General features: G+C 44.4%; 12 protein-coding genes and 1 tRNA gene. 4 read left to right on the forward strand and 9 right to left on the reverse strand.

Annotated elements, in window-relative coordinates; genetic code table 11:
* The first annotated feature begins 155 nt into the window (after positions 1 to 155).
* A tRNA-Arg gene (locus ACVBJC_RS10720) sits at positions 156 to 231 on the forward strand.
* Between the two features lie 222 nt (positions 232 to 453).
* Here the strand turns inward: ACVBJC_RS10720 and ACVBJC_RS10725 are convergent.
* Complete coding sequence (locus ACVBJC_RS10725) at positions 454 to 1,206, reverse strand: class I SAM-dependent DNA methyltransferase (protein WP_447161439.1); 753 nt, start codon at positions 1,204 to 1,206, stop codon at positions 454 to 456.
* 634 nt (positions 1,207 to 1,840) lie between these two features.
* Here ACVBJC_RS10725 and ACVBJC_RS10730 point away from each other — a divergent pair.
* Positions 1,841 to 2,701, forward strand: coding sequence for an N-acetylneuraminate synthase family protein (locus ACVBJC_RS10730; RefSeq protein WP_447161440.1), 861 nt, complete (start codon positions 1,841 to 1,843; stop codon positions 2,699 to 2,701).
* Between the two features lie 101 nt (positions 2,702 to 2,802).
* Here ACVBJC_RS10730 and ACVBJC_RS10735 read toward each other — a convergent pair whose 3' ends face one another.
* The 6 genes from ACVBJC_RS10735 to ACVBJC_RS10760 form a co-directional block, all read right to left on the reverse strand.
* Positions 2,803 to 4,038: an ATP-grasp domain-containing protein gene (locus tag ACVBJC_RS10735; RefSeq protein ID WP_447161441.1), complete on the reverse strand. Its 1,236-nt coding sequence runs from the start codon at positions 4,036 to 4,038 to the stop codon at positions 2,803 to 2,805.
* Between the two features lie 3 nt (positions 4,039 to 4,041).
* On the reverse strand, positions 4,042 to 4,794 hold the full coding sequence (locus ACVBJC_RS10740) for an SDR family NAD(P)-dependent oxidoreductase (protein WP_447161468.1): 753 nt from the start codon (positions 4,792 to 4,794) through the stop codon (positions 4,042 to 4,044).
* Positions 4,794 to 6,572 carry a 1-deoxy-D-xylulose-5-phosphate synthase gene (locus ACVBJC_RS10745; RefSeq protein WP_447161442.1) on the reverse strand — a complete coding sequence of 593 codons (1,779 nt, stop codon included), beginning with the start codon at positions 6,570 to 6,572 and terminating at the stop codon, positions 4,794 to 4,796. The genes ACVBJC_RS10740 and ACVBJC_RS10745 overlap by 1 nt, the downstream gene beginning before the upstream one ends.
* 2 nt (positions 6,573 to 6,574) lie before the next feature.
* A complete protein-coding gene (locus ACVBJC_RS10750; RefSeq protein ID WP_447161443.1) occupies positions 6,575 to 7,786 on the reverse strand; it encodes a methyltransferase domain-containing protein in 1,212 nt (403 codons plus the stop codon).
* A 33-nt stretch (positions 7,787 to 7,819) separates the two neighbouring features.
* A complete protein-coding gene (locus ACVBJC_RS10755; RefSeq protein ID WP_447161444.1) occupies positions 7,820 to 8,764 on the reverse strand; it encodes a class I SAM-dependent methyltransferase in 945 nt (314 codons plus the stop codon).
* Between the two features lie 113 nt (positions 8,765 to 8,877).
* Positions 8,878 to 9,852 carry a hypothetical protein gene (locus ACVBJC_RS10760; protein ID WP_447161445.1) on the reverse strand — a complete coding sequence of 325 codons (975 nt, stop codon included), beginning with the start codon at positions 9,850 to 9,852 and terminating at the stop codon, positions 8,878 to 8,880.
* Positions 9,853 to 10,195: 343 nt separating this feature from the next.
* Here ACVBJC_RS10760 and ACVBJC_RS10765 point away from each other — a divergent pair, with 343 nt between their 5' ends.
* Both ACVBJC_RS10765 and ACVBJC_RS10770 read left to right on the forward strand, forming a co-directional pair.
* On the forward strand, positions 10,196 to 12,145 hold the full coding sequence (locus ACVBJC_RS10765) for a glycoside hydrolase (protein WP_447161446.1): 1,950 nt from the start codon (positions 10,196 to 10,198) through the stop codon (positions 12,143 to 12,145).
* A 3-nt stretch (positions 12,146 to 12,148) separates the two neighbouring features.
* Positions 12,149 to 13,372 carry a cytidylyltransferase domain-containing protein gene (locus ACVBJC_RS10770; protein ID WP_447161447.1) on the forward strand — a complete coding sequence of 408 codons (1,224 nt, stop codon included), beginning with the start codon at positions 12,149 to 12,151 and terminating at the stop codon, positions 13,370 to 13,372.
* A gap of 75 nt (positions 13,373 to 13,447) precedes the next feature.
* Here the strand turns inward: ACVBJC_RS10770 and pseC are convergent, their stop codons facing one another.
* Positions 13,448 to 14,596, reverse strand: coding sequence for a UDP-4-amino-4,6-dideoxy-N-acetyl-beta-L-altrosamine transaminase (pseC, locus tag ACVBJC_RS10775; RefSeq protein WP_447161448.1), 1,149 nt, complete (start codon positions 14,594 to 14,596; stop codon positions 13,448 to 13,450).
* Positions 14,593 to 15,594 (reverse strand): UDP-N-acetylglucosamine 4,6-dehydratase (inverting), encoded by a 1,002-nt coding sequence (gene pseB / locus ACVBJC_RS10780; RefSeq protein WP_447161449.1) that lies wholly within the window; start codon positions 15,592 to 15,594, stop codon positions 14,593 to 14,595. Before pseB ends, pseC begins: the two co-directional genes overlap by 4 nt.
* Between the last annotated feature and the right edge of the window lie 40 nt (positions 15,595 to 15,634).

A 15,634-nucleotide genomic window follows, 5' to 3' on the forward strand; every position in this document is an offset into this window, starting at 1 on the left:
GGCTAACATTACTGGCGTAAATTGAAGGTTAATCACTAAATAAATGGGATTAGCCTGCAAAATGCTCAGCCGCAGAACATTTATTAAGCAACTAAATTTAAAGACTTTTCATCAGCTCTTTTCATCTAGTGTAAAACCAGTATAATCAGCATAGTCTCCCTATAGCTCAACAGGATAGAGCAGTCGCCTCCTAAGCGATCGATCGGGGTTCGAGTCCCTGTGGGGAGACCATATACATACCTCTGTATATGCAATTCAATAAGCACTACCGTCTTAAACGTTTCAGTATCTAAAATAAAATTTCGCTAGATTAAACAAGCTTAAGCTAAGTAGGTTGTTTACGATGGGACTTTGAGCATGCACTTTATCTATTCACGTTCTGCTTTACGCGCAGGATCATTTTTCATTTAAGTTTGCTCAAATAATACTGCGCGGCGAATATTATCGCGATGACTAGATTTTCACACAGGCAAAAATAGCGTTGCCTGAAATGCCATCCCAAGGCGTCAGCCTGTCGTAGTCATGTTCAAGGATATGCACTTCAAAGTAAGGCTGCAGTAACTGCTGCAATTGTGCAAATCCGACCGCGACCATAGGGTGTTCATCTTGCCAAGACTGGGTGATATCGCCGGTTATTTTTTGAATGCTGAGTTTAAGCGCCTGTTTTTCACCGTCACCCGAGTAATACCAACCTGAGCTAAACACAAACTGACTGTCTTCATGAGCTGCGCTATGGCTAACCACTGAGCTGTTGTCTATTCGGGTCTTTTTTACGGCGTTAAAACAAAACATACCGCCCGTTGCTAACGCGCGATGTACGCTGCTAATGCACTCTTTCAGTTTTTCAATACCATCGCTGTAGTGGATGGAATACAGAAAACAGGTGATCAAGTCTAATGGCTCATCGACCGTGAAATTGGCCATGTCATGACACACAAAATCGGCTTCAGGGCAACGTAGCTTAGCAATATCGAGCATCGGCTGATTGATATCTAGGCCGCTACTTTGAAATCCATTTTCAATAAAATATTGAACATGGGGACCTGTACCACAGGCTAAGTCGAGATGGCGGACGCCTCTATTGCCGAATAATTGATGCAGACGGCGAATGCAGTCACTTTGTGCTTGATAGTTAATATCGGCACACATCAAATCATAATAACCAGACAGGTCGGTGTATAGCGCGTTAGTTTGCGTTGTCAGCAAGGGGGTTTACCGTGAATTTTTTGGGTGGCGCATACTATACTAATTGTCGATATTTGCGAAGCAGATAAATGCTCACTTTAAGCACAGTTCTCACATTTTGTTCATTATAGGCAAAGCAGCCCATTCTCCCTGACATTGCGCCACAATTACGGAAAGTTATGTGTGCACGATAAAACCTTACAAGGAGAGTCAATTTAAGCGTACAGTTCAGTGCACTAAACCAAAAGATGGACTTTAACTACCAAAAAAACCGATAGCCAACTTTATCGCAACGCTCCTCTATAACAGCTCCCTCCGCACTTCCATTACAACTATCTTCCATAATAATTGACTCTCCATAATAATTGGCTTCTCACAATATTGCTTATGCGCTTATTAAAACAGAGCCTTTTAACCAGAGCCATTAACCAGTGCTCTCACCTATCATCAATATTTTTTGCCAAAACGACTAAAACTGCACGAAAACCTGCCGATAGCGTTAAATACGATATGCGTTAGGATAACGGAGTCGAAGGCCAGAATGAACATCAAAGAGTGTGCTATCCTCTGCCGATTATCCCAGTGCAATCAATATGCTTACTTTAACTGAAGCAAGCAGCACTAAAATCATCCTCGAAAATAGGAAGTATAAAATATGAGTCACCCCCTATTTATTGCAGAAGTCTCTAGCAACCACCATAAAAGCTTAGATCGCTGTATCGAGTTTATCGAAACTTCTGCTGCGATTGGCTGTGATGCCGTCAAATTTCAACTTTTTAAAATTGATCAGCTATTTTCTGCTGAAATTTTAGAGAAAAGCGCAATGCATCGTGACAGAAAAGAGTGGGAGCTACCTGTTGAGTTTATTCCTGCGCTTAGAGAGGCCTGCGAGCATTTTAACATCCAGTTCTCTTGCACTCCTTTCTATCTTAAAGCTGTGAAAGAGCTCGAACCTTATGTGCACTTTTTTAAAATTGCCTCATACGAACTACTGTGGACTGACTTATTGATTGAGTGTGCCAAAACTCAACTCCCCATTGTTATATCAAGTGGTATGGCGACAATTGAAGAGATTGACGCTGCTATCGCGACCTTAAAGGAACACGGCGCAGAAGATATCACCTTGCTGCACTGCGTCTCTGCTTATCCAACGCCAGAAGATCAATGTAACCTTTCAGTATTACAAAGCTTTAGAGAACGATACGGGATTAAGGTTGGCTGGTCTGATCATACGGTGTCGCCTGCTGTGCTAAACCGCGCGATTCATAAATGGCAGGCCGATACGATTGAGTTTCACCTAGACCTTGATGAGCAAGGCGCTGAATACGCTGCGGGTCACTGCTGGTTACCTCAGCAAATAGCGCCAGTGATCCATGGTGCTAAGATGATTGAAGCCATTGATGGTAACCCGATTAAACAGTTTGTACCCTGTGAAACCTCAGATAGAGAGTGGCGCGCCGATCCGGTTGATGGCCTGCGACCTTTTAAGAAGATTAGAGCAAGCTTTCAAGGATAGTTTTAGTATTAATAGCCATCATTCGACACAAACAAAAAAGCCCTTTTAATACATTTAAAAGGGCTTTTATTTTAAGACGAGACAGCCAAGCTCAAAACTGATTAAACGCTAGTTTCAATGTTAAGCGTATCGTATACCCACTTCACTCTTTGCTCTAGCTGTTGTCGATTATCCGCCGTGACAATAAACACACCGAATCGACTTGCATGGCTCGTGGTCTCTGGCACGATATCGCCCACTTGATACCAAATATCGAGCTTTTTAACGAAATCCTTTGCACGAACCGTCTCAATACCAGAGATTGAAATAACCTTGCCTGGTGCTGGAAAAAAGTAGCGATTGGCGACTGCTGTATCAATAACAGGAGTTAACTTTTCGAGCTCTGGCTGCTCACCGAGGGCTATTTTTAGCGCCGCCTCCACGTAGTTAATACCTAAACCGAGTGGCACCAGGCTTTCTGAAAAGTCACCGCCACTTAAACGGGTTGCAACCTCAATAACCTTAGGGCCCGATTCAGTGTAAACGATATCGCCTTTGATCACGCCATCGGTCACCCCTAACGCCAGTGCCGCTTGTTCAATCAAGGTTTCGACTTTTTGCCTCTGTTCACCTTGGATTAAACTGGGCTGCCAACCACCGTTCTCAATAATATTGGGTGCAAAGCGACTGAGCATCTCATAGTTGCGATCGACATATCCTGGAGTATAAGCGCGTCCTTGGTACATGATGGTTTCAGTACTAATTTGTTGCCCCGCTAAATACTCTTCTACCATCACCTCGCCACAAAAAGACTCTGCTTTAGCCGTATTGTATAAAGCGTTTAAATCTGACGCTTCAGTCAATAAAAATACACCTCTTGCCCCCGAGCGATCAAGCGGCTTGATGATGAGTGGCAGGCCTCTTTGTGCAACGATATCAGCCAAATGTTTAGCTGATGCCAATAAGCTAAACCATGGAATTGCCACGCCATGGTGTTCAAAGCATTGCTTCATTTTAAGCTTATTAGTGGCAATCGTTGCCGCTTCAATCGGTATGTGTGGCACGTTAATATAGGCGGCCAGTTGCGCCACATATTGCGATATATCACTGCCCATCACACATACGGCATCAATTTTACGTTGCTGGCTTTGATACTCATCGACAAAGGCCTTTAGCGCATCGAGATCCATGGTGCTGACAACGCTGTAATCGTCGGCAATATCAAAGCCTGCCGACGCTGGATTGCCATCCACAACGACTGTGTATAACCCCATTTTATTGGCCGTTTTAATCAGAAATAACTGATCGCGACTGCCACCGAGTAACAATACCGTTTTTTGATTTTGCATTACCGACATGCATTAAGCTCCTAAAATGGCGCCGCCGCTCACTGCTAATACTTGAGCCGTCATATATTGCTGCTCATCAGAGGCCAGCATAACGCACGCACTGGTAATATCCTCCATGCGAGCCGCCTTTTTTAGCAGCGTCATATCAATCACCTTTTGACCTGCAGGGCTATCGATCTCATCGGCAGTTTGGTCAGTACGTACTATTCCAGGAGCAACTGCGTTGACTAAAATATTGTGCTCTGCACCGTATCTTGCAATCACTTTTGTTAAGCTGTTTAGCCCAGCTTTAGACACTGCGTAATGAACGGTTTTAGGCCCATGATATTGCCCCGCCACTGATGAGATATTAATAATGCGGCCGCCTTGCTGCGCTTGCATATACGGAAAAACCTCTTGGCAGCAAATAAAGGGGCCTTTAAGGTTAACTCCCATTATCTCATCCCAAGCTTCATCGGTGACTTCGTCAAACCAGCCGCGCTTGTTGATCCCGGCATTATTAACCAAGATATCTATCTTGCCAAAGGCCGAGACCGCTTGCTCAAACAGCTGCTTTATTTCCGAACGCACTGAAACGTCGGCCTTAACCGCAATGGCATTATGCCCCTCTAGATTTAGCTTATCGGCTAACGCCCGAGCTTGCTCTGCGCTATGAACATAGTTAATTACGACTTTGGCACCTTGAGCGCAATATTCTTGCGCAATCGCAGCCCCAATACCTCTGGAAGATCCCGTAATAACGGCAACTTTACCGGCTAAACGCATCACTTGTTTACTCCTAAATAATCTGGCCATTGCTGCGCTATTTGCTCTATGATCTGCCCTGGCATCATACCGCACTCAGTGCTGCACTCATCCTTACTGCCTGGGTAAACGAACTTGTCATTGACGCCACTTCTAAGTACTTGCTTTGACACGTTTGCGTCTGCCAGAGTTTCAAGGATCAGTGAACCAAAGCCGCCATTAAGCACGCTTTCTTCTAGTGTGATTAGATGCTTAGTGTGTTCAACTAGCTCAATAAATCGCGCTGCTGGGAATGGCTTTATCGACTGAACGCAGATGATACCGTAGTCTTTCTCCTGCGCTTTGAGTAATGCTTTAAGCTCATATGCTGCCGCTAAACGATTACCCAAACACACCAAGTAGCCATCACTTCCCTTTGCAGCCACCGATAAGCCACAAGACTCAACGATGCCAGCGTCAGGTTCTGGACTTGGGATAGGCTCATACGGATACAAAATAACCATCGGCCCTTTCGGGTTAGCAAGGCGTTTCTCAATTAATGCAGTTAAGTCGCCAGAACTGACTGGATACACCACTTGCATGTTAGGGAATGATCGCAAGTAAGGGATATCGTAAATACCGTGATGAGTGGCGCCGTCATAGCCTGCAAAACCTGCTCTGACACCAAATACCGTGACAGGTAAGTCCATGTAACAAGCATCGTGAATAAGCTGATCATATGCGCGCTGCATAAAGGTGGTTTGCATGCATACTACGGGCTTTTTACCGCCTAACGCTAAACCGCAAGCCATGCCTACCGCTTGCTGCTCTGCCATGCCCACGTCAAGCGCACGATCTGGATACAGTGCTAAACACTCATCCATTGATGATGCATAAGGCGTGGCTGGTGTCATGGCAAATACATCTTCATCGGTCGCCATCTTTTGTTTTAACGCTTCTGCAGCCACCACAGCATAAGTGCGGCCAACAACGGTTGCGGCGGCACCTTTACCGGTTTGAGCATCGAAAGGCATAGAGAAGTGCATCTTGTATGGATGTTCTTTAGCGCAAGCTAAGCCCTTACCCTTCTCTGTTTTAACATGCACAACAACAGGGCGAGCTAACTGTTTAGCAGCCGCTAACTGTTCGAGTAAGCAGGCGATATCGTGGCCATCTTCTACGAGTAAATAGCCAAATCCCATGCCTTCAAAAAATGCGCGGCTATTTTGCTGCCAGTTTTCACCCGAGGTCAGGTTACGCATACCGCCAACAGATTTAGCAATCGCCATCTCGTTATCATTAATCACAATAACAAGCTTATTGTCTTTATCTTCCGCGCAATAGTTCAGCCCTTCAAATGCCATACCTTCAACCAGTGAACCATCACCAATCATTGATACCACATAGTTAGTCGGCGATGTGAGCTTAAGTGCTTTAGCGTAACCCGATGCGATAGACAAAGAAGTGCCTGCATGTGAGGCATCAATTGCATCGTGATCACTTTCATCACGGGCCACAAAACGATTCATGCCGCGGTATTGATTCAAAGTGGCAAAGTTATCAACTCGGCCGGTTAAAATCTTATGGGTATAGCCTTGATGGCCTGTATCGAAAATAATCTTATCTGCAGGTGAATCAAACAGTGCATGAATCGCTATGGTAAGTTCAACCACTGATAAATTAGCGCCAATATGCCCGCCTGTCGCCGAAATATTGCTGATCAAAAACTGTCTAATGTCTTCGGCTAGCTGCGTTAATTGTGCGCTAGATTGTTGCTTGAGTGCATCGAGGGTCGGCACAATCAATTGATGGGTATTCATTATCAATCCTTACTATTAGGCTTTACGCAGATAAGCACAGTATTGGTGCCGTAGGGGTCTGTTTCATCATAAATAATGCCAGCTTTAATACCGATCACTTTAACGACAATAAAGTATTGATTCACTAATGCCAGTAACTCGTCTAGTGAGTATTCGATTAAATGACATGAGTTAACTGGAATATGACCAATGCTGTTTTGAGGGGTGCTTAATACCAACACACCGCCGGGTTTAAGTACGCGCTTAATTTCACTTAAGCACTCATGTTCAGGCACATGCTCTAAAGTTTCAAAACTGGTGACCGCATCGTAAGACTCATCGCTAAATGACAACTTAGTAATGTCTTCGACAAAGTATTCGGTATTAACCGCGCTGTTGTGCTGCTTTGCAAAATCAACACTGAGTTCGTCTAAATCGGCTCCGTGCACCTCTTTTAGGTGACTCGACATGATATTCACGCCGTAGCCATCGGCGCAGGCAATGTCGATAATCTTCATATCAGGCTTAAGGTGTTGCAGTGCGAGCTCATAATGGAATCCAAGCCTGTCACCAGAAACGATTCGATGCTCGTTTACCTCTTGGCGCGGAATTGCATAAATTTGTGTTGCCAAGCGGCGACACTCGGTAAGGTATTCATCACTATAGCAAGGTAAGTCAGTTAAAAACTCGACGCTAAAACGCTGAGCATTCATTGAGAAATAGCACTTAGGGTGCACACGATACTTTGCATCTTCAGCTTGTGTTAGTTCAGCATCTATCGCTTTAAGCGCGCCCACACGGAAGATTTCAGAGGTGAAATGCACCGGAAAATCATCCGGTAATTTTATGCAGTCGAGTTGCTTGCTGATGGCAATATCGAGCATGTTCAAGCTCGCCTGTGGATCGAAGCAAAAATGAATACCGTCAACGCGGATCACATAGTCGGTGTCACTTAAGTCGTGGCTCGCTTCGATCATTCGGTTAAGCGGACTGGCATTATGACCGTAATAAAGAGACAAACGCTGGTCATCAATAAGTTTAATTATATCATCTAGCTCGCCGCCACGATCAAATTCAGGCGCAACTAACACAACATCTAAACCGACAAAGTGGCTCAACACGCGTCGAATAGTACGAACAACGGCTATTTCGTCTTCAACCATGCCCATACAGATATCGACACCACCCGCCCATGAACGCGAACTGGCTTGTACGAGTACTTTTGTTTTTATCATTTTCTATTCCTATTAAAGCGGGTTCACTTTGCGTTATTTGCTGCGCTTACGGGCATATAGGCAGATCTCCCTACCAATCCCTACTTCAGCCATCGATTGATACCACGCCCTTTTTAAGTCGTTTTGGCCTGATTCAATTAGGCTCATTTCAAACTTCATTCTTTTCTTATGGCAAGCTCTGCCTAACTCGTCATTACCGACGTAGTTATCCCCCATCAATAAAAACATATCGATAGGAAAGCTCGACTCCTTTAAAAAGACTTCGAACCCAGAATTATTGAGTAATTGCGTCAATGAATTCACATCAAAGTAATTAAGGTGATGTGGCGGCGCTAACCACCATGGTTCAAGGCCATCAACCTCTCTTACTGTTTTTTGAAAAGGGTTGTAATCGTTAGGTACTGAAATACACAAAAGCCCTTCATCCTTTACCAGTTCGCTTATACAAGCTAATAGCTCAATAGGGTTTGGGATATGCTCCAATACATTACAAGCATGAACCACATCGAAGGGCTCAAAGTTAGCGACGCTGGTTGGGCTTAAAAAGTCTGTGACGACATCAACGCCAAGTTCTTTAGCATGCTCACTTGCTTGCTTTGATGGCTCAATGCCTTGTGTTGTCCAGCCACGCTGTAATCCATGGTGAAGGAAAAAACCAGGGCCAGCACCAACATCAAACACCCTTCTACTTTTCTGAGGCAAATGGGCTTCAAAAGTGTCGAACCGGTCGGCGAAAACTCGTTCCCACCAAGCAGCATCTTCATTACTTTGGCTCAAAAATAGTGGTTTATCTTTGCTGTAATACTCTTCGCGATAAACTTGCTCTAACTCTTCTGGAGTCGGCATAGGCATCACATGTTTAAAACCACACTCTTCGCAATCGATAACATCATAACCATGACGAGAATCGATGACTTTACCGCTGTGCTGTTGGGCTTCGCTGTTTACGCCAGCCATGTTAATTTCTCCTATACGCATTCTTCGCTCTATTAAGCAAAATGCATACCGATATTTTTTTGACGATTAAAGTGCGCAGACTATAGCGCTGGACTCAGTGTTAGCTAACAGACTAAATCTTCTAAAATACTTAACTATTTGGCCAAACCACGAGGTGAATATCGCGTTTCGAGTATTTTGGCCACGATATTATCAACCCCATTGCTAATTGAAATCCCTTTAGATTCGAATAGGCAAATGTTTTCAAGCTCATTCATAGCGACCGACTGGGCAATCCCTTCATTAACGAAGCTCTGACTGGCAATGTGGTGATCAAACTCCGTACAAACATGTATTGCAGGCACCTTGAGGGCGGCCAACTCATAAGCGCTCATCCCAAATGTGACCACGGCAAAGTCCATCTGCGCCATTAACTTGGCCATATTGGTGACATTTGAATGTAGGGTTAACCTGGCTAAAGGTATTTGCAATTGCTTGATTTGAGTCAGATCTGGATGTGTGTCTTTAATTACAACATGCAGGGCTAGATCAGCGTCTAATAGACGCAAATGCGCTATTACTGCGAGCGTTAATTGATTCGGGTCGGTGCCCCCCATCATGACCAATACATTTGTCGCACTATGTTGTTTTTTCTCAACCGAAACAAAGAACTCTTCTCTTAATAATAAATATTCCCAGCCAGAAAATCGCTGGCCACTAAAGCCTTGCCAATCCAGCTGTTCAACCAAGGGACTTGGAGGATAAAAGAGTAAATCACACTCGATGCGGTAGTCACTAGGTTCATCGATTGCGACGGTCAAAATGTTTGCTCGCTTCATCATCTCAATCGCTGCTATTGGCAAGCCGTCGCGAATATCACCGATAAAAATATCTGGGCAGCGCTGCTCAATTACATGCTGGCACCACAGCGTATATTCCTGTTCCACGAGCATTATCGCAAAATCGAGCCCTTCTAATGCCTGTATTGCTAGAGGATGATTGTTGATAGCAAAAGTCACTTTATGCCCAGCGTTGGTAAAAGCCTTCGCGAGGCAGATACAACGTACAATGTGGCCCATTCCGACTTGGTTTGACGCATCGCAACGAAACATCACATGCTGAACACTCATATAGATTTAATACTCATAAATTGAATGTGACTGGCCTGCTTAAAACAACCCTTGCAGATTAAAATCTACCGTTTGCTTTAACACAAAATGAAGTGCATTTTTAACATTTTTAGCCACTAAACGGTAGCTTAGCGACGTGAATTGGCTAGGGTAAAATGAAGATGTGCTGCTAAAAAACACAATCTATGTCAATTTATCCTATTGGCTCGGCTAAAAGCAGAAAACCGTGCAGTGACTAGTGATTGAGTATCTTTGAGTTTATGCTTAAACTTGAGCCCATAAAGCAGGCAAACTCGCTGCATATCATCACAATAATAAAACTGAAATCGCGCTAAGAATCCTTATGGCTAATACCAAGATCCCAAATATCTACGCAATTTTCCATTTAAACCTCGCGTTTTCTTCTATCGATAGCAGTGAACATCAGCGAGTCGTTGATCTGTGTTATTGGCCGCTACTACACTTAATTGAATCAGATGCGATTCCACTGGGTATTGAGCTAACCGCTTACACATTAGAGTGCATTCAAGCAGTGGATCCAAGCTGGATAGCAAAATTTACATCCCTACTTCATGATGGCTGCTGTGAGCTGATTGCCAGTGGTGATAGCCAAATTATCGGCCCATTGATCCCATGTAAAGTTAACATGCAAAACTTACAACTGGGTCAAAGCAGTTATCAGGACTTGTTAGCTTACCAGCCTAAGATTGCCTATATCAATGAACAAGCGGTCTCGGCAGGATTACTCGATTGCTATATCGATTGTGGCTTCGAGGCTGTCGTCGTTGAATGGGACAACCCATTTTCACACAACAATGATTGGGACAAATCTTCTCGTTACCAGCCCCAAAAGCTCATTGCAGCGTCAGGCCGTACTATCAAAGTTATTTGGAATCATGCTGTTGCATTTCAAAAGTTTCAGCGTTACGCCCATGACGAGATCCCATTGGTTGAGTACCTAGAATATCTAGATAAGGCTGTCGTCGACTGCTGCGCGTTTTCGCTTTATGGCAGCGATGCCGAAGTATTCGATTACCGCCCAGGCCGTTTTAGCACTGAAAGTAAGCTCAATATTAATGAATGGCAACGGATCGCAAAGCTGTTTATCACCCTTAAACACAATGTCGATTATCATTGGGTAACGCCCTCGCAGTTATTAGCAGAAGAACGCCAATATTCAGCACTCAAAGTCCAAACAGCTGCCCATCCTATCTCGGTTAAAAAGCAGGCGAAATATAATGTCACCCGCTGGGCATTAAGTGGTCGCAACGACCTGATGCTTAACAGCCTATGTTATCAACATTATGATAAATTAAATGGTTCAACCCAGACAAGCGAACAGCAATGGCGTGCACTTTGCCGCCTTTGGGCAAGCGACTTACGAACGCACTTAACCCTTAATCGCTATCAAGATTTAACCCGTCGTTACCCACTAACCACTACGACAAGTCTGTTAGCTAATATCAGGGCCAAACATACGCTATCAAATCTGGAAAAGAGTGAGTATCACGTCCAGTTTTGCCAAGAACGAAACACGCTAAGCATTACACACCCAAAACTGACATTGGTGTTAAATGGTAAGCGCGGCATGAGTATTAAATCATTGGCTTTTGCGCGTCATAACTTCGAGCCGATTATCGGTACTCTACCCCATGGTTTTTTCGACCATATCAGTTACGCCGCTGACTTTTATTCCAACCATTTAGTGATGGAGCGATATAGTCACCGTGACCGTGTTACCGATTTAAGTTCATGTGATTTTACTATCACCGCCTCTAAAACGGGTCTGCTAATCACAGCGAACTTTATGACTCCTCAAGGGGGACTCTGTAAGTGGTACCGCTTAGAAGGTGACAAAGTGGAGTGTGGTTTTGACTTTGACCACCTCACCAGACCAGAAGCCACCATAAGACTGGGTTATCTGACGCTATTGAACTGCGAGAGGCGAAGCTGGTTTGCTTGCCATAATGGCGGCGCATTATTAGAAACCTATCATGCCGACCAAGATTTTAATCACGGTACTCCTGTTTCCTCGATAGTCTCTGCCAATAGCGCATTAGGCGCCACTGAAGGTGTTTTCTACATGGGCAGCGATAATTTAGGCCTCAGAATTGACTGGTCTCCAGGCCTGTGCGCCGCGCTGCCGATGCTTTCGAGTCAGGCAATTGAACAGCGTTATTTAAATCGAGCCTGGTTTTCTCTTGCCGAAGCTGATGAAACACTCAAAGCTGACGGCGACTTACTAAACTTTAGCTACTGCATCACACCTTGCTTAAAAACGGAGCTTTGCTAGCTTATGAATATCATCGCAATTATTGGGGCTCGGCTTAATTCGAGCCGTCTTCCCGGTAAGCACCTACTCCCTTTGGCTGGCAAACCCATCATTCAGCATATTCAAAATCGTCTTGAAAAATGTGAAACATTAACAGACATAGTGCTTGCGACCACACTCGATGACTATAACCAGCCTCTCATCGATTGGGCTAACCATAATAGCCAAGTCGTTGCTTACTCAGGTGACGTTAATGACTTGATGGGACGCATTAACCGTGTTGTTGAGCAATATCAGGCTGACCTTGTGGTATATATCTGTGGTGATTGTCCGCTTATTGATCCGGGCTTTATCGACCATGCCGTTAACGCTTTGCGCCAAAGCCCAGAATCGAACAGCATTACTCTCGACCCAAGTGTTAGTTCTATTCACGAAGGGATGGCCTTTTACACTCGCCAAGGTTGGAATAGTTTGTTTGCCAATAGCCTAAGCGAGATGGAAAAGGAGCATGTGGGTTACGCAGACAAAAGAGCTTGCTGCCTCAATGCGAAAGTGATTCAAGACAGTGATGACTTTTCTGGTGTCAAACATCGAATTTCGGTGGATACAGATGCAGACTATCGCTTTATGCAGCAGCTTTATCAGCGCTGGTATTTAGAGCAACCCGCAGACTCTATCGTGTCGCTTAGTTGGGTGATGAAAACCCTTATAGCGGAAGGTTCGCTGCGGCAGGTAAATGCCCATGTCACCCAGAAAAAAGCGAATAAGAAATATCAATCTGTCTCGCTATACAGCATTTACGACGCCGAAGATGATGCCATCTATCAACTGAGCGTCAAGCTCGGCGCCGCCCTACAAGAGCGTTATGCTTTTGGGACTCAACTCCATGTGCTAGCGAATGAGCCTCTTGAGTCAATCCAGTCTCAAAACTGCCTCATTTATAACGATAAAGAGCTGTTTATTAGTGCATTAGAGAATGATGATAAAGCGTTAGGTCTTTGCTTATTTCCTAATGGGCAACAATTAGCAAAGAAGCTATCAAGGAGTGAACTCGGTCATTGCTTTAATGTTGAGTTGAGTGAGATAAGCTCTGCCTCAATCGAGCCTAACACAGTGACCGTCACGCCTATATGTTGCAGTTCAAACCCACAGCAAAATACGCCCCAAAACTCGACCACCAGCAATAACAATGTAATTGAGGCATTAAGTGTCAACCAGCTAAAGCAGCTCATAACTAGTCTGTTATAGGCTGTTCAGGATTACATTTATTGTCGAACGAATAGCCAGATTGAATACACTCTGGCTAAAGATAATAATGCGTGGCTATTGCGCTAATGCGAGTGCAAGCTGGTCACAAATATAATCAACTTGAGTGGTGTCGAGCAGTGGGTGCAGTGGTAAGGTCAGAATCCCTTGGTAAAAAGCTTCGGCAGCAGGAAAATCACCGCGTTTAAACCCTAAGGAGCTGTAATAAGGTTGGGTGTGGACAGGAATATAATGAACATTGGTACCAATATTAGCCTTACGCAGATGATTAAAGACCTGCTTTCGAGCGATGTTCTCGGGTAGTTTGATTATCATCAAGTGCCATGCACTATAGCTATCATGGCGTGGTTGAACAAAATCAACACTCAGCAACTGTAAACGTTTAGCGTAATAATCGGCTAACTCGTTTCGACACGCAACTAACTGCTCAAGCTTGTCAAATTGACTCACACCTAGCGCCGCTTGTAACTCGGTCATACGATAATTAAAGCCCAGAACTTGCTGCTCATAATACCAAGGCTCGTCTACGTTTTCGCAAATAAGCTCATCTCGAGTCACGCCATGGCTACGCAACAGTTTCATCGCTTTGGCCAAAGCGGCATCATTGGTTGTTGCCGCGCCGCCCTCGGCCGTGGTGATAATCTTTACAGGGTGAAAACTAAATACTGTAATGTCACTGTATTGGCAGCTTCCAAGCGGACGGTTTAAATAACTGGCACCAATGCAATGCGATGCATCTTCAATCACTTTAAAGTCAAACTCTTGAGCCAAGCTTGCCAAGGTCTGCATATCACAACTGTGACCAGCTAAATGCACGGGGATCACCACTTTAGGTAAGCCCCCCAACGCCTCAGCCTGTATCAGTTTTAAACGCAACTTAACCATATCCATGTTGCCAGTAGCGGGTTCTACATCGACAAAATCAACCGAAGCACCACAGTACAGGGCGCAGTTAGCCGAAGCGACAAATGTGATAGGGCTCGTCCAAACACAGTCACCGTCGCCAACACCCAACGCTAAACAGGCAATATGAAGAGCTGACGTCGCGCTATTGACGGCGATGGCATATTGGGCTCCTGTAAACTGGCAAATGCGTGACTCGAAAAGAGGCACTTGCGGCCCTTGAGTCAAAAAGTCTGATTGCAGGACCTGTACTACAGCATCAATATCACTTTGAGTGATATGCTGTTTGCCGTATTGGATCATAAACCTAGGTTCTCATCCAAAGCTAAAATTTCATCCGAGTTTAAAAAGTGAGGATTGTTACCTGAGTGGTATTCGTAACCTAGCTCAACTAACTGACCTTGCTCACCTAACATGTTGGTTGAGTATTCATTACTTCGGCCAAAAAAGGTAATGCTTGGGGTGATCACAAAATGGTCGTCAAACTCAATGGTGTGGTGCGAGTCATCGGCAGGACACATGATTTCATGCATTTTTTCGCCAGGACGAATACCAATGATTTTATGTTCTAAATCGGGGGCGTAGGCCTGTGCTAAATCAGTCACTCGTACTGAGGGGATCTTAGGAACAAAAATCTCACCGCCTTGCATGCGCGAGAAATTCTTAAGCACAAAGTCGACGCCATCTTGCAGCGAAATCCAAAATCGAGTCATCTCTTCATGGGTGATGGGTAAACAGGTTTCGCCTCTTGCTACAATCGATTTAAACAGAGGTACTACTGAGCCACGTGAACCAACCACATTGCCATACCGAACAGCAGAAAAGCGGGTCTTTCCTTCACCAACAATATTATTAGCAGCCACAAACAACTTGTCAGAAGCCAGCTTAGTAGCGCCATACAAATTAATCGGATTGGCGGCTTTATCTGTTGATAACGCTATGACTTTTTCAACATCATTTTCAATGGCTGCTTTAATCACATTCTCTGCACCATGGATGTTCGTTTTAATACATTCCATTGGATTGTATTCAGCAGCAGGAACCTGCTTAAGCGCAGCGGCATGGATAACAAAATCTACATCACGAAAAGCTTGTTTTAATCTATCACCATCGCGAACGTCGCCAATAAAATAGCGCATACAAGATTGATTAAACTCTTGCTGCATCTCGTACTGTTTTAGCTCATCGCGTGAAAAGATAATAAGGCGTTTTGGCTTATAACGTTCAAGAATGGTTCTTGTGTACATTCTTCCGAATGAACCCGTGCCACCCGTTATCAATATTGATTTATTATTAAACATTACTTTCCACCATCGCCCTTCAAAATATAAGCTGTCAAAA

Source organism: Shewanella sp. 0m-6 (genome assembly GCF_052977325.1).